Raw genomic sequence first — 19,201 nt, forward strand, 5'->3', positions numbered from 1 at the left:
TTTGCATTTAAATTTAGCCCAATATTTACTACCCGAAGGAATCTTAGAATATTTTGATGTAGTTTCCAGTAAATCTGAATCTGATAAAATTCACTTTTACTTAGAAGAAAAAAATATCCTACCTGTCGAATACGAACAGCTCCCTGCTAAATCTAAGGGATTCATACCTGAAATTACTGTAGAAGATTTCCCTTTGCGAGGGAAAACGGTTTTACTTCATATCAAACGGCGTCGTTGGACACTTTTAGAGAGTCATCAGATCATAAAAAGGGATTGGAATTTAGTAGCGCAGGGAACTCGAATGACCTCAGAGTTTGCTGCTTTTTTAAAAGATATCTCTAGATACTAACGCGGTAAGTGCCAGTAGATTTGGGGAGTATTACAAAACCAATGGTAAGCGTCTTCAGTTTATTTACAAAAACCATCTTAGCGATTTTAATGAGTGGAAACAGAAAACCCATGCAAGCGAATGGTTGTTTTTTGGAAAAAACTTAGGCAAATATTTAAGTTTAGATGAAACCTCTCTTTCAAACGGAGAACTCTATACCATCTTAACCAATAAAGATGCTCATGGTAAAAAAGGAGCTATTGTAGCCTTAGTTAAAGGAACCAAGGCAGAAGATGTGATAAAAGTAATCAAAATGATAGACGGCTCAAGACGTAATATGGTTAAAGAGGTTACAGTGGACATGGCTGCAAACATGAACTTAATCATCAAAAAGTGTTTCCCTAAAGCAGAAATTGTAACCGATAGGTTCCATGTGCAAAAGTTAGCCACGGAAGCTGTTCAAGAAGAACGTATTCGATTGCGTTGGGAGGTTCTTGAACAAGAAAACAGGCTTATCGGGAAGTCAAAAAAGAAAGACATGGTTTACTCGCCAGAAATACTTAGCAATGGGGATACCAAAAGACAGCTTTTGGCTAGGAGTAGATATTTATTGTTTAAACACAAAACCAAATGGACTCCATCACAAATTACAAGGGCTGAACTATTATTCAAACGGTATCCATCAATAGAAAAATGCTATAACTTAGCACAACAACTTAGCAACATTTACCAAACCAATACCAATAAAGATGTTGCAAGATTAAAACTGGCACATTGGTATGAAAATGTTCAGAAATCTGGATTTAAATCATTTAATACAATATCTAAATCATTACAAATACACCATAATTCTATCTTGAACTATTTTAATAATAGAAGCACTAATGCTTCGGCGGAATCATTCAACGCCAAAATAAAAGAGTTTAGATCGCAATTCAGAGGCGTAAGAGATGTGAAATTTTTCCTGTTCAGACTAACTAAATTATACGCATAAATAACTTAGTCCCCAAAAAATGAGCTTGATCCGGGATTTGCTGTATTATTTGGGGGATCAAGTCGAAAAGTTTGGGTTTTTATCCCGTACCATTCCTTTTAATATTAAGACTGTTTTATTCACCTATTCACATTTAACAATATTATATGCTATTTTAACTTAACAAAACGTTAATATTTTAATAACAGATAATATAGCACAGATATATGTCAAAATCAATGTTTTACAACGTGAAAACCCGTCATATATTTGCCTTATAAAACGTTAATAAAACGAAATCATGAAAAACGTATTAAACATCTCAAAAAAAGGAATCTTAATGGTAACAATGTTTGCTACCTTGTTAAGCTCTGCTAACGAATCCTCTTTTAATACCATTAAAGATGATGCTAAAAAAACGGCACTCACTTTAACCGATGTAAAAGCAGGTAACCAATTGTCAATAAAAGATGCTAATGGCATTGTACTCTATACTGAACTTATCCAGAAATCTGGAATTTATGCAAAAGGTTTCGATTTAACATCCCTTCCTAATGGAGCATATGTTTTTGAATTAGATAAAGAGGTAGAAATTAAAACAATACCTTTTATTATAAATCAGAACAATATTGTTGTTTATAAAAGCAAGCAAACTACAAACTTTAAACCTCATTTAACACAAAAGGGCAACTTATTATTTGTGAGTAAATTGTCTCCAAATCTTGAAGCTGTTAGAATTAGTGTTTATTCCAATAATAATAGTGAATACGAATTATTACATTCTGAAAAAATAACCGATGTTCAAATTGCTGAAAGGGTTTACAAATTAGAAAAAGGAAATTATAAAATAATCATTAACTCTGATAATAAAGAGTTCACAAAATTCATTAATAATTAGTTTAATGTCTTATTTAGTTTAGTTGGTAAAGTGAGCTGTGGTGGCTCACTTTTTTTACTTAAAAACTTTCACTAAAGCATCTCAACCTTAATTAATTTATTTAAACATTTATATACATTTAACCTCTTTATATTCTATTTTAATTTAACACAAAGTTGATGTAAAAATAACAGATAATATAGCACATAAATACATCAATATCAGTGTTTTATAACCCCTAAATCTGACATATATTTGTCTTGTGGAATTTTAAAAAACCCAATCATGAAAAACGTATTAAACATCTCAAAAAAAGGAATCTTAATGGTAACAATGTTTGCTACCTTGTTAAGTTTTGCGAATGAAGTATCATTATTTAAAATTGAAAATGATGCTGAAAGAACCTCTCTTACTTTAACTAATGTAAAGCAAGGAAACCTATTATCTATTAAAAATAGTAATGGTGTTGTACTATATAAAGAACTCATTCAACAATCTGGAATTTATTCTAAAGGCTTCGATTTAACAGTTTTACCAAACGGTGGTTATATTTTTGAGCTTGATAAAGACGTAGAAATACAAACCATTCCTTTTACGGTAGTATCCAATACCGTTACTTTCAAAAAAGAATTGGAAACCACCATTTTTAAACCAGTTACAAGAGTAAAAGGGAATATGCTGTTTGTTTCAAGATTATCTTTAAACAAAGCTCCTATGGAAATAGCTATTTATTTTACTGATTATGATAATATATCTAGTAACCAAGAACTTATTTTTTCAGAAAAAATTAAAGACACTCAAAGCGTTAATAGAATCTACAAACTAACAGGTATCAATAAAGGCGATTACAAAGTTGTTTTTACTACCGAAGAACGAGTTTTTACAACTGAAATTAACAACTAATCAAATTTTTTTTTGAAAAGAGCGGGTCATTCACCCGCTCTTTTTTATTTAAAACAACTTTAATTGTCCATCTTTAAGCTGCTCGTGTAACTGGATATTTAGTTTAGGCATTTGTTTGTTTTTAAAATACTTAAGCTTCGCTAATTTCACCAAACTATTAATTTGTTCTGCTATTTTTCCTTCGCCGTGCATTCTATAACCGTAACGCGAATTGTTTAAATTACCACCATGACAATTTTCAATTTGATGTAATACTTTTTCAGCTTTATCGGGCATGGTTTTGTGTATCCAATCTTTAAATATTTCTCCAATGGCACCGTTAAGTCTTACAATAGTATGCGCGATGCCTAAAGCTCCGTGTTCTGAAGCCGCTTTTGCTAATGGCAATATTTCATGACTGTTTATTGAGGGAATGATGGGAGCTAACATCACATTAACAGGAATACCGTGGTCACTCAGTATTTTTACTGTTTCTAAACGCTTACTAATGCTTGCAGTTCTCGGTTCTAAAACACGTCTAGTCTCTTCTGAAAGTGACGTAATTGACACGTTTACACCTATTAAATTATCTTTTGAAAGCTCTTTTAAAAGATCCAAATCCCTAAGAATTAACGCATTTTTCGTAATGATGGCTACGGGATGTTTATATTCTAAAAACACTTCTAAGCACTTACGTGTAATCTCAAAAAAATTTTCAGCAGGTTGATAACAATCTGTATTGCCCGACATCACGATAGTATGCGCTTTCCAACTTTTCTTTTTTAACAACGCTTCTAACAATTTTGGAGCGTCTTTTTTAACCATAATACGTCGCTCAAAATCCAAACCAGCACTATAACCCCAAAATTCGTGGCTATTGCGTGCATAACAGTAAATGCACCCATGTTCGCAACCTTGATAAGCATTCATGGAATAAGACATTCCAATATCTGGACTCTCTACTTTATTCACAATGGTTTTAGGAAAAACTTCTAAATAAAGTGTTTTATTTTTATCACTTTCTTCACCTTCTTTATGGCAAAACTCTAAAAAATCGTCACGCATTTCATGATTCAATTCCAAGAATCTATTGGATGCATTAAGCTGTGCACCACGGCCTTTTATAGTATATTTTGGGTTCATTTAAAGTGAAATTACTGATGAATACTGCGAATTAGCTCATTAAAATTACTAATAATTGAATTTGAAAACTGTTAAAATCAGAATGGATTATTAACAAAATAAAACAGTGTACAAAATGCCTCTTTGTGAATAAAACAGCTTATTTCGTTAAACAACTGATAATGTTTTCTTTTATAAATTAATTCTGAAAACAAATCTTATTATAAAATCTTCTTCAAAAAACAATCATCTTAATTTACATACATAAACTACATCTTAAAACAGATTCAATAATAATATTTTATTAAATATGACTATCAATTGTCTATGGAGTTTAAAAAATGTATACTTTAGACTTGTCCAAGTTTTTTTAAACTTTATTAAAGGATTTTAAGAATCATACCATTATGAAAAAGTTTTTTATATTATTTTTCGTTTTAATTACCAGCAGCTTATCCTCTCAAAATAGCGATATGTTCTCGCATAAATTAGACGACTTAGTTAGTTTGGATGTTCCAAAAAATTTCGTTGAATTAGACACACTTGTAGATGGGGTGAAAATTCACCAAATTAGATTTAAAACTAAAAGTTATAATTTTATCGCCCAAAAAGTACTTTTCGAAAATGAAGACCAAAAGGAAAGTCTTTCTAGGTTACCATACGATTACACTAGTTTAATTGATGAATATAATCGTGTTATTGCTAGAATGAGATATAGAGTTCCTTATTATCTAAAAACCACTACACTTGTTGAAAAAGATGGCTTTACAGGTTATAATTTGAAATTTGCAAATGACTTAGAAACACCTACTTATGAAGCTGAATTTTATTTATTAAATAAAAATTTATACACGTTTTTCTATGCCAGTGATACGCAGTTTAACTCCGATGTTAAAACCGAACTCTTTAATTCCATTAAGATAAACACGAATAAAGATATTAGCCAATATTTAGGTAAACCACCAAAATATAGATATGGCTACGTGCTAGCTACTTACTTCTTTTTAAGTTTATTTGTAGTTTGGGTTATAATTATTTCGATTAAAATTTACAGAAAGAAAAAAGGGAAATCTAGTATTTTTCATGAGTAAGATTATTGGTATTTCTTGTTGGATATAATTTTAAAAAACAACGATATAGATTTATAGTAATTATAATCTGTATTCATTTCTTAATTAAAAAATTAATTGGATACATTTAGCTATGCACCAAGGTGTTTTATGAAAAAATATAACTTCATTTGACTATATAAAATTCATTAAACACAGAACTTTATATTTGCACATCCATACAAGCTAAAAAAATGATAAATTTTGAGCACACTCTAACAAAAACTATTGAAAAAGGAGATATCTTATTAAAACAAGGAGACATTGCCAAACATGGATATTTAGTTAAAAATGGTTGCCTAAAAAGTTACTCCGTAGATAATGCAGGAAAAGAACATATCATGCAATTTGCTCCTGAAACATGGATGGTTACTGATTTGGATAGCTTTACCAATCAAGTACCCTCATTAGTTTTTATAGAAGCCATAGAAAATTCCGAAGTTTTAATTATTTCAAAATCTGATTTTAAAGACATTAGTAGTCTAGAAAAAGAAGCTGTTGTAGATATCGCAAATAAATTTAGAAACAATTTAATAGCCTCAAACAAACGTATTATTGGTTTATTAAGCGCAACAGCTGAACAACGATATACTGATTTTACAGAAACTTACCCAACACTCGTACAACGGCTTCCACTTAAACTTATAGCGTCCTACATTGGTGTAACCCCAGAATATTTAAGTGATATAAGACGAAAAATAACTAAAAAGTAATTACAACACCATTTCTTAAGGTATCTTATTTCCAATGAGAATGTATTGCAGCAACTTTGCATTATTCAAATTATTAAACTTAAAAGAAATGACAAATCAAAAAAACAACAAAGCAATACATATTACGCTTTGGATTGCTCAAGTATTATTAGCCGTTATGTTTATCATGGCTGGAATTATGAAAGCCTCACAACCCATTGAAGCATTATCCCAATCATTACCATGGGTAACTACTGTTCCAGTTGGATTGGTACGATTTATTGGTATTAGTGAATTATTAGGAGGTTTGGGATTAATATTACCATCATTACTTCGCTTCAAACCATTTTTAACTGTTTGGGCTGCCTTAGGTCTTGCAACAGTTATGATATTAGCCGCTATTTTTCATGCTTCAAGAGGTGAGTTCTCTGCTATAGGAGTGAATGTCGTATTAATAGCTGTTTTTCTATTTATTGCTTGGGGAAGAAGTAAAAAGGCCCGTATACTTTCGAAGCATTAAGAATATCAAAAGCTTTTTTTAAAACATAAATCTTAGGAACTACAAACAGATTTTATTTAACGTATTAAACTATGCTAAATTCAAATAAATTTAATAGCAATTCAAGTGATTTTGCCTCGTTCGGGGCAATTCACTTGAATATTACAAACATTGAAAAGTCGACACTTTTCTGGACAAAAATAGTGGGTATGAAACTGAGGAAAACCTCAGGTAATATGGCGGAATTTGGATCAGTATCACGAACATTAGTTGTCGTTCATGAAACAGCTAAAAAACCTTTTACAAAGGGTTATAGCGGACTTTACCATGTTGCTATACATGCGCCAAATAAAGTTGAATTTGCAAGTATGTTGAACCGATTAGCAATAAACAACTACCCATTTACTCCTGTAGATCATACGATGTCTAAGTCGTTATATTTAGACGATCCAGATGGAATTAACATAGAATTTACACTGGAAACTCCTAAAAGATTTAAAAGAATGCATAGTGATGGTGGTCTTAGAATTGAGGATTCAGAGGGTAATATAAAAAGTGCTACGGATTATCTTGATATAAAAGAGGTGTTGAAAGATTTAGTAGATAACGATATCGATAAAATGATCTCCGAAGACTCCAATATTGGTCACTTACATTTGTATGCCAACAGTGTTGAAAAATCAACTGAATTCTATAAAAAAATAGGATTTATTCCTTTCAACTATTTACCACAGTTTGTGTATAGCGATTTAGGTGCAGGAGGTGCTTATCAACATAGGTTAGCTCTAAACTCTTGGCATGGAATGAATAGACCATTAGCACCAAGTGAAAATGCCGGAATGAAATATTTTCAGATTAACTTCAAGACTAAAGAAAAATTAAAAGAAGCTTTAGAAAATGTTTCTGAATATAAAAAAAACGATGATGGTTATTGGGTATTGGATCCAACAGGCAACAAAATAATATTAACACATTCTTAATTTATTTCCCAGAAAAATCGGCCTTCCTTTTTTCTAAAAAAGCAGTTGTACCTTCGGTAAAATCATCAGTCCCAAAACAGTTTCCAAATTCTTGAATTTCAACATCAAATCCATTAACACCATCTTTAAAATTAGCATTAATCGCTTTAATAGCAGAACCTATAGCAACCAGTGAGTTATTAGCTATTTTATTGGCTATTTTTTCACAAAGTAGCAACAGTTCTTCTTGAGGGACTACATGGTTTACCAAACCATAATTTAATGCTTGGTTGGCATCAATCATGCCTGCGGTCATTATCATTTCCATAGCCCGTCCTTTACCTATTAATTGTGGCAAACGTTGTGTGCCACCATATCCTGGAATAACACCTAATGATACTTCTGGAAGCCCCATTTTAGCAGTGTCGCTCGCTACTCTAAAATGGCAAGCCATGGCCAATTCCAATCCGCCTCCAAGAGCAAAACCGTTAACGGCAGCAATGACGGGTTTAGATAAATTTTCAACAAAATCGAACAATATTTCTTGCCCTTTTGCTGCTAATTTGGTTCCTTCTGCAACACTAAAATTGGAGAATTCACTAATATCGGCACCGGCAACAAATGCTTTTACACCACTTCCTGTAAGGATAATTACTTTCGTATCTTCATCTTCTTCTTCATCTTTAAAAGCTTCGTGCAACTCTTCAATCGTTTCTTTATTTAAAGCATTTAATTTATTTGGACGGTTTATAGTTATGGTAGTTATACCATTATTTTCTTCTACTAAAATGTTATTGTAAGCCATAATTTATGTTTTTGATAAGACTCTTCGATAAGTCTAAAATGGATTTTTCTTTATCATTTCTTCAATATGCTTTGGGAAAAGTCACCCTAAATACTGTGCCTTTATCTTTTTCTGTTGTAAATGAAATGGTACCGTTATAGGTTTCTACAATATTTTTAACCATGGCCAACCCTAAACCCATACCACTCGTTTTTGTAGTAAACTTTGGTTCAAAAACCTTATCCATGTTTTCCTCTAAAATACCCGAACCGTTATCGGAAATAGTAATAACTACCTCATCATTAGATGTAGACACATTAATACTAATTTTTGGCGCCTGATTTTCTGGCATCGCTTGGGTCGCATTTTTAACCAAATTGGTAACCACACGTATTAATTGGGTTCTATCTAGTTTTGCTATAATTTCATCTTTTTCTGCTGAAAAATCGATGTAATCTTCATTAAAAATTTCTAAAGCGAGCCTTACAATATTAACCACATTTAAGGTTTCATTTTGTTGTGCTGGCATTTTGGCAAAGTTTGAAAATGCTGATGCTATAGAACTCATAGTGTCTATTTGCTGAATCAACGTTTTACTGTATTCATCCAATTTGGAATGAATATGTTCATCTTCAGGATTAAACTTCCGTTGAAAATTTTGAACTGTTAAACGCATGGGGGTTAACGGGTTTTTAATTTCGTGCGCCACTTGCTTAGCCATTTCTCTCCAAGCTTGTTCACGTTCGCTTCGGGCTAATTGTATGGCACTTTCTTCAAGTTCGTCAATCATACTATTATACGAACTAACTAAAGTAGAAATTTCTTCACTCGTATCATCTACAACAATTTTTTGATTGCGCTTTTCTAAACGCGTGGTATTAATTTTATCACTAATGGTTTTTAAAGACTTTGTAATATATTTAGATAGCAAAAACGCGATGGCAATAGCCATAAGTAATACAAACATAAAGGCGACAGCAATACGCTTTAAAAACTCTTCAAGCTCTTTAGTCAGAAAATCGTCTTTCTCTAAATATGGTAAATTTAAGATTGCAATGGCTTTAGATTTTTGATCAATTAAATAAGTGTAAGATGATTGAAATGTTTCGCCATTTTCGATACGCTTATCTACATGTCTATGTAAAGCGGTGTTCGATATGGCGTTTAAAGTTTCGGCATCTAAACATTGATCTGCTTCATTATTTTGCAACCCTGCTTTTGAAGAAATTAACAATGAACCCTCTAAATCGTATAAATTAATTTGAAGTTTGTGGATATCGGCAATGTTATAAACCTCATCTTTAAATATAATAGGGATGTTTTCTGTTTTAACTTCCCAAGTATTTTGCCTGCCATTTAAAACACGTTTTAAATGCGTTTGAATATTCTCTTCTTTACGTTCTAAACGTTCTGTATGGTAGTCTTGACTTTGCTCTTTATATTGGTAAATAGCAACAATAGAAATAAGTACCGATGCCATTAATACTAATAGTATCATGGCTAAAAAAATACGGGTTCGTAAAGAAAGTTTCTTTAATTTCATTCAAACAAATAATCCATTAAATATAGCAATAATTGAACCAAAGACCATTCAGAGAAAAGTTCCAAAAAAACAAATTCCAAATTCCAAATGGTATTATTGAAATTTGATGCTTAAAAAATTGGGTTTTTGTTTTTAAGCATCCGCGTTTTTATCACGAATGTTTTTATAAATTTTAAAACCTAACATAATTAAAACACCTAAAACAAGAATACCTACAACACCCCAAACCCAATTGATGGCACTTTTTAAAACTACTAAAAACACAACAGCAAATAGAATGAAGGTTGCGCCTTCGTTCCAGATACGCATAAAACTAGATGATTTTTTTACCACATCGTTTTGAAGCTGATTATAGTATTGATGTGTTTTTAAATGATAAATGAAAAGCAAGATCACAAATGCTAATTTTACCTGCATCCAAGGTTGTTGTAACCAAAATGGTTGTAAAATGAGGAGCCAAATGGCGAAAATTGTGGCTAATATAGCAGATGGCCATGTGATAATGAACCACAATCGTTTTGCCATAAGCTTTAATTGTTTCCCAAGAATTTCTTTATCGGGCGATGGTTTATGAAATGCTTCTATTTGATAAACGAACAATCTTGGAATGTAAAACAAACCCGCAAACCAAGTGATTACAAAAATAAGATGAAACGATTTTATATAGTTGTAATATTCCATAGCTACATGGGTTGAGTGATTAAATTAGTCTTTATTTCTCTATTTAAAAAATAAGCGGTGACTATAGTTGAAAGCACATCGGAAATAGGAAAGGAAATCCAAACCCCTAATTCACCATAAAACTTTGGTAAAATTAATATTAACGGAATAAAGAAAAACCCTTGACGTGTTAAAGTTAATAATAATGCTGGGATTGCTTTCCCTATAGACTGAAAATAGGCAGCACCAATAAGCTGTATGGCAATTATGGGGGTGGCAGCAAATACCCAACGCATATCGCTTGGTGTTTGTTCAATCACATCCAAATCGGTTGTAAACATGCGAGTTATGGCTTCCGGAAAAACCATTAAAACAATAAAAATACATGTGGATAATATAGCTGCATATTTAATGGCCGTATTGATACTTTGCCTCACTCTATCGTAATTTTCTGCACCATAGTTAAAGCCTGCAATAGGTAGAAAACCTTGTGTAATTCCTAAAACAGGAAACATAGCGAACATGAGCATACGCCCCACAATGGCATAAGCAGTTACTGAAGTTTCGCCACCTAAATCGAATAAAATATTATTCATAAACAAATAGGTAACACTTACCACGGCTTGTCTTGCAAGGGTGACAAAACCTAAAGACCCAATTTCTGAAACGATAGATCTGTTTAATCCGAAATGTGATGCATTAATTTTTAATTCTGAATTTTTAGATAGAAAAAACCATAAAATAAAAATGAAGCAAATAATATATGAAATAGAGGTTGCCCATGCAGCCCCTTCCATTCCCAAATCCAACACATTTATAAAAATATAATCTAAAATCAGATTACTTACTGAAGGAATCATCATCGCATACATGGCAAATTTGGGCTTTCCTTCTGCCCTAATCACCGTGTTTCCCATCATGCTTAAAGCCAAAAATGGTACCCCGTATAATACAATCGTATAATAAACTTTAGCAGGTTCGAAAATAGCACCTTTACCACCAAAGGATAGAATAATAGCATCTTGATATATCAAGCCCACGACTGCTAAAGTAATTGTAAGAAATAAGGTTAAGGTAATTTGATTGCCAAAAGTTTTTAGCGCCTTTACGGGATTATTACTACCTAAAGCTCTTGAGATAATGGAAGACCCACCAATACCAATAGCCATTCCTAAAGCCGCTATAAAGAATGATACAGGCAATACGACATTAATGGCTGCTATAGCTGTGGAACCAATCCAATGTCCTACAAAAATAGTGTCAACTAAAATATTAAGCGACATGACTAATATTCCAATGGATGCGGGTACTGCCTGTTTTATTAAAATTTTACCAATGGGTTGTGAGCCTAAATCCTGGGACGCTACTTTTGCCATTACGATTGAATTGTTTCAATCATTGCCCATGCATTAATCCATTTTGAAAGTAATGAAACCCATGCATTATCATCATTTAAACAAGGTACCGTGGTAAAGTCTTTTCCTCCCATTTCATGAAATATTTCTTGACCTTCCATCGCTATTTCTTCGAGAGTTTCTAAACAATCACTTACAAAGGCTGGGGTTACAATTGCCATGTTTTTAACACCCTTTTTCCCTAAACGCTCTATGGTTCTATCAGTATAAGGTTGCAACCATGGGTCGAAACCTAAACGAGATTGAAACGATGTTGAATAGGTTCCTTCTTGAAACTGCAATTTTTCGGCTACCAATCTGGTGACCTCTAAACATTGGTGACGGTAACAAAACTCGTGAGCTTTACTTGGGGTCGCACAACAACTTCCATCAATTTTACAGTGCGATTTAGTGATATCACTTTTTCGAATATGACGTTCAGGAACACCATGATATGAGAATAATAAATGCTCATAATTCTTGGTTTCTAAATGACGCTTAATAGAATCTGAAAGTACTTCAATATAATCCGGTTTATTGTAAAAAGCAGGGACCGATTCAATTTTTAAATTAGGAAAAAATTGCTGACGAAGTTCTTCAGCTAAAACTGTAATCGTTTCGGTGGTTGCCATAGCAAACTGAGGATATAATGGAAACAACAATACCTCATCCACACCTTTATCTACCAATTCTTGAAGCCCTTTTTTAATAGTCATGCTACCATAGCGCATCGCTAAAGAAACAGGTAAACTAATTTGGTTTTGTAGCTTTTTTTGTAATCGCTCTGATAAAACAATTAAAGGAGACCCCTCTTCCCACCATATTTTTTTATATGCTGCTGCCGATTGTTTTGGACGCGTTTTTAAAATAATACCTTTTACAAGTGCTGCTCTAGCAATAAACGGGATATCAATAACACGCTCATCCATTAAAAATTCCCCTAGATATTTTTTTACATCTTTTGGGGTTGGGCTATCTGGAGAACCTAGGTTTACTAATAATATTCCTTTCATTTTACAAAAATACGATAGAATTTGCAATCATGATATTTAAGAAACAATTAATTTAAATATGAGTAAGCCCTTAAAACAAAAAAGCTATGAATATTAATTCATAGCTTTTTTTCTTTAAAATTATTAGTAACTTTTTATGATAATAGCATATTAAAAATTCAGATTATTACTTTTATTCGTCCAATTCAGATTTGTTAGATACCCAAGCTGGTAATGTAGAGGAATTAAAATCAGTTTTCATTAATGTGTTTACTGTCTCAACACAAACTGTTTTAACTAATCTTTTAGCACTTAAAATATCATAAACTTTACTGAGTTGTTCTTTATTGAATTGGCCAACTACTAAATCTATGTCCACTGATTTGTATACTCCATCTTCTTCAATAAAAGCAAACATATCACTTACCTTTCCTTCATAAAACTCAGTATTCTTATCATAATCAGACACTTCTGAAATATAATTTCTTCCTGCAACAAGCAAATAATGGTTTCCAGAACTTACATTTTTCACACTTACAGTCCCTCTGTATAATAAATGATAATCTTCGTGGTAATTTTCTTTTAAGCCTTTTAAGTTGGTTCTATTTTCTTCGTATAAATTTTCATAGTAAGATAAGCTGCGATATTTAATATTCTTATCGGCAACATACTTTAAGTAATCTTCTTTTGATTTGAAATAAGACGGCTTATAAATGGCACAATAACCAGGGTACCAAACAGGCACATAATGATTATCTAATAAATTATGACTCCCTTTTTCGAAAATAATGGGATGGTCATAGACTCTTGGGTTATAAAACTTGAAATTCCCAATTTTAAATAGTTCACATTCATTTACAATTTTGCTATCAATGTCTGTTTTACAAGAAACATTTACTAAGCAAAAAACAATTAAAACTCTAAATAATTTACTCATATTCTAAGGTATTAGTATAATCTTAAAACTTGGTAGTTAAATCCATTCTTAAAATTACGGGGTTAGTTTTTTTTGATATTAATTTTTTAATTATACAAAACATACATAATAATGAGGGAACCACTTATGAGGGAAATTAAAACTGAGAATCAATATCTACTTAATACTTAAACAAAATACTTGTCACTTATTAGTATGGCAGCTATTTACATTTATCAGTTTTAACTATAAGAGAAAGCAAATATATAAAAAAAATCATAAAATCGGACAAAAGGTAAAAAAAATCGATAAAAAAACAAATTATTGCTTTTTTGACAAAAAAATAATGTTAAACAACTATTATTTATAAAATAAATTAAATTCTTACTAAACAAAACAAAAAATTACCTTATTCTTTAATACTACATATAAGATGAATAATTAATATTTGTCATTCAAATAATAGGAGATAAACTTAATTTATAGTTGTATAGTTACAGTAAAACAAGAGCAGCCTGAACTAAAATTTACTTCATTATACCATATACTTCTATAGGTTTTTCTATCTATCTAGCAATAGTTATGAGTCCTTTTACTTGGAAGATCCTTTCTCTTCTATTTTTTGTTGATGGTATAATTTAGGACGTTCTTCATTGTAATCACAATCTTGGAAAATACCACAAGATGTGCTAGATCGCACTAAAGATTTAGTATGTGCATTTTTAGATAATGCTTCTATTTCTGGAGTTAAATATTTCATCTGTTAATATTTATTATAATTACCGCTTTAAACAATATAAAATACCACCTAAAAGATGTTGTTTAAATTCAGGAACTTCATACGATTCACTGGTATGCCCTAAACCTGTATAAAAAGACCGACCTCCATCAAATTCATGGTACCAAGCAATGGGATGGTTGATGCCATTTTTTCCACCTTCATAAGTCGATTCATCTAAATTCAATAATACATTTATATCTTGATTGATAGATTTAAAGTTATACCATTCGTCGAAATGAATCCACTGTTCTTGCAAATGTTTAGTAGATAAATGTGTACTATTTAATCGTGTAATGGTTGCTGTTGCTTGTTTTGGATGATCTAAAAAATAAGCTCCAACCAGTTTACCAAACCAAGGCCATTCAAATTCGGTATCGGTAGCTGCGTGTACCCCCATAAAACTTCCTCCACTTTTTATATAGGCTTCAAATGCTTGTTCTTGGCTTGTATTCAAAACATCACCCGTAGTATTTAAAAAAATAACTAATTGATACTGTTTTAATTTTTTTTTAGAAAATAACTCAGAATCTTCTGTTTGCGTCACCTCAAAATTATTTTTCAAACCTAGTTCTTCAATAGCTTTAACACCTGCTTCAATTGATTTATGATGATATCCACTTGTTTTTGTAAAAACAAGCACTTTTTCTGGACCCTCAATTACGTTAGTAGCTTTACACGAGAGCATTAAAAAAACAATGAGAACTGTTAAGATCTTTTTCATAAAACTAATTTAAGGACATTAAATATTTTTTAGGCGTTGTGCCGTATTTCTTTTTAAAAGCTGCAATAAAATGACTCGATGTACTGTATCCCACTTTTAAACCGACTTCATTAACATTATTTTCACCTGATTCCAAAAGTTTTCTTGCAACTTCCATTTTATAATCGAACAAAAAACTAAACACTGAATCTCCATAAATTTGCTTAAAACCTTCCTTTAGTTTTTTAAGGTTCAATCCAATTTCATCGGCTAATTCTTGTAAACTTGGTGGTTCTGCCATTCGAGCGATGATGATATCTTTGGCTCTTCTAATTTTAATCACATTGGTTTCGTCAACTAAAAATGGGCATTGTTCAATATTAGCATCTTCGCTTCTGTTGAAATATAAACTTAAAAGTTCATAGGCTTTACCTTTAAAATATAAATCTTTAATAGACTGATTGAGATTGTAATTGATTAACTGATTGAGAACAATAGCCATAGACGGTGTAATGTTACCATCTTTGTAATATTTCTTGTCTTTATTATCTTCATTTAAAAATGAAATATAATCGGCTTCTTGAGAGAACAATCCATGAAACTTCTTTATAGAAATTAATACAGAAACCATCCAAGAATGTGGACTTACTTGCAAATTTATTGGTAAATCACGCTGTGGATTGTATAATAGTAATGAGTTTTCTTCCAGAATATTTAGCACATAGCGTCCTTCATTAAAAACAAATTTACTAGAGCCCTTAACACAAAAATGAAATTGAATATAATCGCTATGTATTTCTTTAAGAAGACTTTGCGTTTCACTCCCATCATTTTTATAAACCAAGACTAAAAACCCATCGTCAACTTTCGTCTCTTCAAAAGAACTTACAGCGTTATTTTTTTGTGAACTTTCATCGTTATTTTTAACCATCTTATTTAGATTTGTTCTAAATTAATTATTCAAAACACATTGATTTTACTGCTAAAATATGACATTTATCATATATTATTTAAAAAACCACCTAAAAAACCACAAACGACATTAAAAGTTCTTTCAGCGTTACTTTTTTATTAAGCATAGACATACATTTGCCTACGGAATTACAAAATTAATAATGCACCAATATAATATATCTAAAAGCAAATACTTTTATGCCATTGGCCTAAGCTATAAAAAAGCTGATGCTGACATACGAGGACATTTTAGTTTGGATGAAGCCGCTAAATTAGCATTGCTTAATCAAGCTAAGGAAAATGCTATAGAGAGTTTGGTGGTAACTTCTACCTGTAATCGTACAGAAATATATGGATTTGCCGAACACCCGTTTCAATTAATCCAATTGCTTTGCGATAACACCAGAGGTACAGTTGAAGAATTTCAAAAAGTAGCTTACGTTTATAAAAACAACGATGCCATTGCACATATGTTTCGCGTAGGTTCGGGATTAGACAGTCAAATTCTTGGTGACTTTGAAATTATTAGTCAATTAAAAAAAAGTGCACGAATTTCCAAAAAACTAGATTTATTGAACCATTTTACTGAACGTTTGGTAAATGCAGTCATTCAAGCAAGTAAACGCATTAAAAATGAAACCGAAATATCATCGGGCGCTACCTCGGTTTCCTTTGCTTCCGTACAGTATATTTTTAATACAGTTGAAGATGTTTCAAACAAAAACATTTTACTTTTTGGAACTGGTAAAATAGGTAGGAACACCTGTGAAAACTTAGTAAAGCATACCAAAAACGAGCACATCACTTTAATTAATAGAACGAAAGATAAAGCAGAGAAAATTGCTGGAAAATTCAATTTAATAGTTAAAGATTATGCTAATTTACAAGAAGAAATTCAAACTTCAGATATTTTAATTGTGGCAACAGGTGCGCAACGCCCAACGATTGATAAACATATTATTCAAGCACATAAACCACTTTTAATTTTAGATTTATCTATTCCCAAAAACGTCGATGCTAATGTTGAAGAATTGGAAAATGTTACATTGGTACATTTAGATCATTTATCGCAAATTACAGATAAAACTTTAGAAGCCCGAAAAGCACACATTCCGTTGGCTGAAGCCATTATTGAAGAAGTAAAAGCTGAATTTAACAGTTGGTTAGAAACCAGAAAGTTTGCTCCAACGATAAAAGCTCTAAAAGATAAGCTACTTGATTTCGCTACTGCGGAATTAGATACACAACGCAAAAAAAATAGCGATTTTAACGAAGCTCAAGCAGCGTTAATTAGCAACAATATCATACAAAAAATAACAAATCATTTTGCACATCATTTAAAAGATGATGGCATTCCTACCGATGAAAGTCTGGAACTCATAAAAAAAGTTTTTCAGTTACAACCCACAACACATGTCTAAAATTATAAGAATTGGTACCCGCGATAGCGAATTAGCGCTATGGCAAGCCAAAATAGTAAAAAGTCAACTCGAAACTTTAGGTTATAAAACACAATTAGTGCCTGTAAAATCTACAGGCGATTTAGTTTTAGACAAACCACTTTACGAACTAGGCATTACAGGTATTTTTACGCGTACCTTAGACATCGCCATGCTAAACCATGATATTGATATTGCAGTGCATTCGTTAAAGGATGTGCCTACGGTATTACCAAATGGCATAGTACAAGCAGCCGTTTTAAAGCGTGGAAACGTGAATGACACGTTAGTTTTTAAAGATAATGAAGAATTTTTAGGTTCTAAAGAAGCGGTTATTGCAACGGGGAGTTTGCGCAGGCGTGCCCAATGGCTAAGCCGTTTCCCTACGCATACCGTTGTTGGTTTGCGTGGCAATGTGAATTCACGATTGGAAAAACTTGCAGACAATGAAGAGTGGGACGCTGCTATTTTTGCAGCTGCAGGAATTGGTAGGATTGGTGTTAGGCCAGAAGAAGCTATTAATTTAGATTGGATGATTCCTGCTCCTGCACAAGGCGCCATCATGATTACGGCTTTAGCTGAAGATGAATTTGTACTTACCGCATGTAAAGAGCTCAACCACGAAGAAACAGAAATTTGCACGACCATTGAACGCGAATTTCTAAATAAATTAGAAGGTGGTTGTACGGCACCTATTGGTGCATTGGCTTATATAAAAGATGAAGAAATAAATTTCAAAGGTGTTTTGCTAAGTGTGGATGGCTCTAAAAGAATCGACGTTACTCGTGTTAAGAAAATAGGCGAACACCATGACATGGCCGAGTATTGTGCCAATTTTGTTATTGAACGCGGTGGAAAACGCTTAATGGATACCATTAAAAATTCTAACAAAAAAATCAATGTCTATTCAACAAAATCGTTTACCGAAGATCAACGTTTGCTTTTTCATGAAAAGGTTACGGTAGAGAGTAGCGATTTTATTAAAATAAGCTTGAATAGGATTCATCCGCGTTTTGTAAAAAACGAAATTCAAAATGTGATTATTACCAGTAAAAATGCTGTGGAAGCATTGCTTACTAACTTTTCGCCCATAGAACTTCAGTTTAAAAATATTTATTGTGTGGGGCGTCGTACCAAAAGATTGGTAGAAACCAAAATTGGTAAAGTAACTCACTTTGAAAACAATGCTAAAAAATTAGCTCAATATTTATCCGAGTTTATGCAAGGTAGTGAAGTAACCTACTTTTGCAGCGATTTAAGGTTAGATGATTTACCAACCATTTTAGAAGAAAATAACGTAAAAGTAACCGAAGTTGAAGCATACCAAACCAAGTATGATGGTTTAAAAGTAGCTAATACAGTTGAAAGCGCGATGTTCTACAGTCCTTCTACGGTTGAAAGCTTTGTTCAAAAAAACAACAATGAAGTAATTGCTTTTTGTATTGGTGACTCTACAGCAAATGAAGCTAAAAAACATTTTAAAGATGTTCGAATCGCTAAAGTTCCAACAGTTGAAAGCGTTATTGAATTAGTAAACGAACATTACATTTAAATTTTTGTTATAATTTTAAATATTCAACTTCTAGAATTTTTATAT

20 protein-coding genes are annotated in these 19,201 nt (G+C 32.0%); 10 read left to right on the forward strand and 10 right to left on the reverse strand.

The window, feature by feature from the left end; translation table 11 throughout:
* Position 1 precedes the first annotated feature (1 nt).
* From QLS71_RS06345 to QLS71_RS06360, 4 genes are all read left to right on the forward strand, one after another.
* Positions 2 to 349, forward strand: a complete 348-nt coding sequence (locus tag QLS71_RS06345; RefSeq protein ID WP_348636621.1) for a transposase — start codon at positions 2 to 4, stop codon at positions 347 to 349.
* A gap of 61 nt (positions 350 to 410) precedes the next feature.
* Positions 411 to 1,322: a transposase gene (locus tag QLS71_RS06350; protein ID WP_348636625.1), complete on the forward strand. Its 912-nt coding sequence runs from the start codon at positions 411 to 413 to the stop codon at positions 1,320 to 1,322.
* Positions 1,323 to 1,602: 280 nt separating this feature from the next.
* Complete coding sequence (locus QLS71_RS06355) at positions 1,603 to 2,199, forward strand: hypothetical protein (protein WP_308991870.1); 597 nt, start codon at positions 1,603 to 1,605, stop codon at positions 2,197 to 2,199.
* A gap of 264 nt (positions 2,200 to 2,463) precedes the next feature.
* Positions 2,464 to 3,081: a hypothetical protein gene (locus QLS71_RS06360; protein WP_308991869.1), complete on the forward strand. Its 618-nt coding sequence runs from the start codon at positions 2,464 to 2,466 to the stop codon at positions 3,079 to 3,081.
* Positions 3,082 to 3,129: 48 nt separating this feature from the next.
* Here QLS71_RS06360 and QLS71_RS06365 read toward each other — a convergent pair whose 3' ends face one another.
* Positions 3,130 to 4,203, reverse strand: a complete 1,074-nt coding sequence (locus tag QLS71_RS06365) for a PA0069 family radical SAM protein (RefSeq protein WP_308991868.1) — start codon at positions 4,201 to 4,203, stop codon at positions 3,130 to 3,132.
* A 386-nt stretch (positions 4,204 to 4,589) separates the two neighbouring features.
* Between QLS71_RS06365 and QLS71_RS06370 the strand changes: the two genes are divergently transcribed.
* From QLS71_RS06370 to QLS71_RS06385, 4 genes are all read left to right on the forward strand, one after another.
* Entirely contained in the window at positions 4,590 to 5,273 is a 684-nt protein-coding gene (locus QLS71_RS06370) for a hypothetical protein (protein WP_308991867.1), read from the forward strand.
* 212 nt (positions 5,274 to 5,485) lie between these two features.
* Positions 5,486 to 6,004, forward strand: a complete 519-nt coding sequence (locus tag QLS71_RS06375) for a Crp/Fnr family transcriptional regulator (protein WP_308991866.1) — start codon at positions 5,486 to 5,488, stop codon at positions 6,002 to 6,004.
* 88 nt (positions 6,005 to 6,092) lie between these two features.
* On the forward strand, positions 6,093 to 6,503 hold the full coding sequence (locus tag QLS71_RS06380) for a DoxX family protein (RefSeq protein WP_308991865.1): 411 nt from the start codon (positions 6,093 to 6,095) through the stop codon (positions 6,501 to 6,503).
* A 71-nt stretch (positions 6,504 to 6,574) separates the two neighbouring features.
* Complete coding sequence (locus tag QLS71_RS06385) at positions 6,575 to 7,462, forward strand: VOC family protein (protein ID WP_308991864.1); 888 nt, start codon at positions 6,575 to 6,577, stop codon at positions 7,460 to 7,462.
* Between the two features lies 1 nt (position 7,463).
* Here the strand turns inward: QLS71_RS06385 and QLS71_RS06390 are convergent, their stop codons facing one another.
* The 9 genes from QLS71_RS06390 to QLS71_RS06430 all read right to left on the reverse strand — a co-directional run bounded on the left by QLS71_RS06390 (position 7,464) and on the right by QLS71_RS06430 (position 16,142).
* Positions 7,464 to 8,246: an enoyl-CoA hydratase-related protein gene (locus QLS71_RS06390; RefSeq protein ID WP_308991863.1), complete on the reverse strand. Its 783-nt coding sequence runs from the start codon at positions 8,244 to 8,246 to the stop codon at positions 7,464 to 7,466.
* Between the two features lie 61 nt (positions 8,247 to 8,307).
* Complete coding sequence (locus QLS71_RS06395; protein ID WP_308991862.1) at positions 8,308 to 9,768, reverse strand: ATP-binding protein; 1,461 nt, start codon at positions 9,766 to 9,768, stop codon at positions 8,308 to 8,310.
* A 132-nt stretch (positions 9,769 to 9,900) separates the two neighbouring features.
* The gene (locus QLS71_RS06400; protein ID WP_308991861.1) at positions 9,901 to 10,449 is read right to left on the reverse strand and encodes a CopD family protein; all 549 of its coding nucleotides are present in this window, start codon (positions 10,447 to 10,449) and stop codon (positions 9,901 to 9,903) included.
* 2 nt (positions 10,450 to 10,451) lie between these two features.
* The gene (locus tag QLS71_RS06405; RefSeq protein ID WP_308991860.1) at positions 10,452 to 11,804 is read right to left on the reverse strand and encodes an MATE family efflux transporter; all 1,353 of its coding nucleotides are present in this window, start codon (positions 11,802 to 11,804) and stop codon (positions 10,452 to 10,454) included.
* Positions 11,804 to 12,835, reverse strand: coding sequence for a ferrochelatase (gene hemH, locus QLS71_RS06410; RefSeq protein WP_308991859.1), 1,032 nt, complete (start codon positions 12,833 to 12,835; stop codon positions 11,804 to 11,806). The genes QLS71_RS06405 and hemH overlap by 1 nt, the downstream gene beginning before the upstream one ends.
* A 172-nt stretch (positions 12,836 to 13,007) precedes the next feature.
* Positions 13,008 to 13,751 carry a hypothetical protein gene (locus QLS71_RS06415; protein ID WP_308991858.1) on the reverse strand — a complete coding sequence of 248 codons (744 nt, stop codon included), beginning with the start codon at positions 13,749 to 13,751 and terminating at the stop codon, positions 13,008 to 13,010.
* A gap of 571 nt (positions 13,752 to 14,322) precedes the next feature.
* A complete protein-coding gene (locus tag QLS71_RS06420; RefSeq protein ID WP_308991857.1) occupies positions 14,323 to 14,490 on the reverse strand; it encodes a hypothetical protein in 168 nt (55 codons plus the stop codon).
* Between the two features lie 19 nt (positions 14,491 to 14,509).
* Positions 14,510 to 15,232, reverse strand: a complete 723-nt coding sequence (locus QLS71_RS06425; protein WP_308991856.1) for a ThuA domain-containing protein — start codon at positions 15,230 to 15,232, stop codon at positions 14,510 to 14,512.
* A gap of 4 nt (positions 15,233 to 15,236) precedes the next feature.
* Positions 15,237 to 16,142, reverse strand: coding sequence for an AraC family transcriptional regulator (locus QLS71_RS06430; protein WP_308991855.1), 906 nt, complete (start codon positions 16,140 to 16,142; stop codon positions 15,237 to 15,239).
* A 184-nt stretch (positions 16,143 to 16,326) separates the two neighbouring features.
* Here QLS71_RS06430 and hemA point away from each other — a divergent pair, with 184 nt between their 5' ends.
* Together hemA and hemC are read left to right on the forward strand one after the other, a co-directional pair.
* Positions 16,327 to 17,586, forward strand: a complete 1,260-nt coding sequence (hemA, locus tag QLS71_RS06435) for a glutamyl-tRNA reductase (RefSeq protein ID WP_308991854.1) — start codon at positions 16,327 to 16,329, stop codon at positions 17,584 to 17,586.
* A complete protein-coding gene (gene hemC, locus QLS71_RS06440; protein WP_308991853.1) occupies positions 17,579 to 19,156 on the forward strand; it encodes a hydroxymethylbilane synthase in 1,578 nt (525 codons plus the stop codon). Before hemA ends, hemC begins: the two co-directional genes overlap by 8 nt.
* Positions 19,157 to 19,201 lie beyond the last annotated feature (45 nt).

The organism is Mariniflexile litorale, from assembly GCF_031128465.2.
GTDB classification, from domain to species: domain Bacteria; phylum Bacteroidota; class Bacteroidia; order Flavobacteriales; family Flavobacteriaceae; genus Mariniflexile; species Mariniflexile litorale.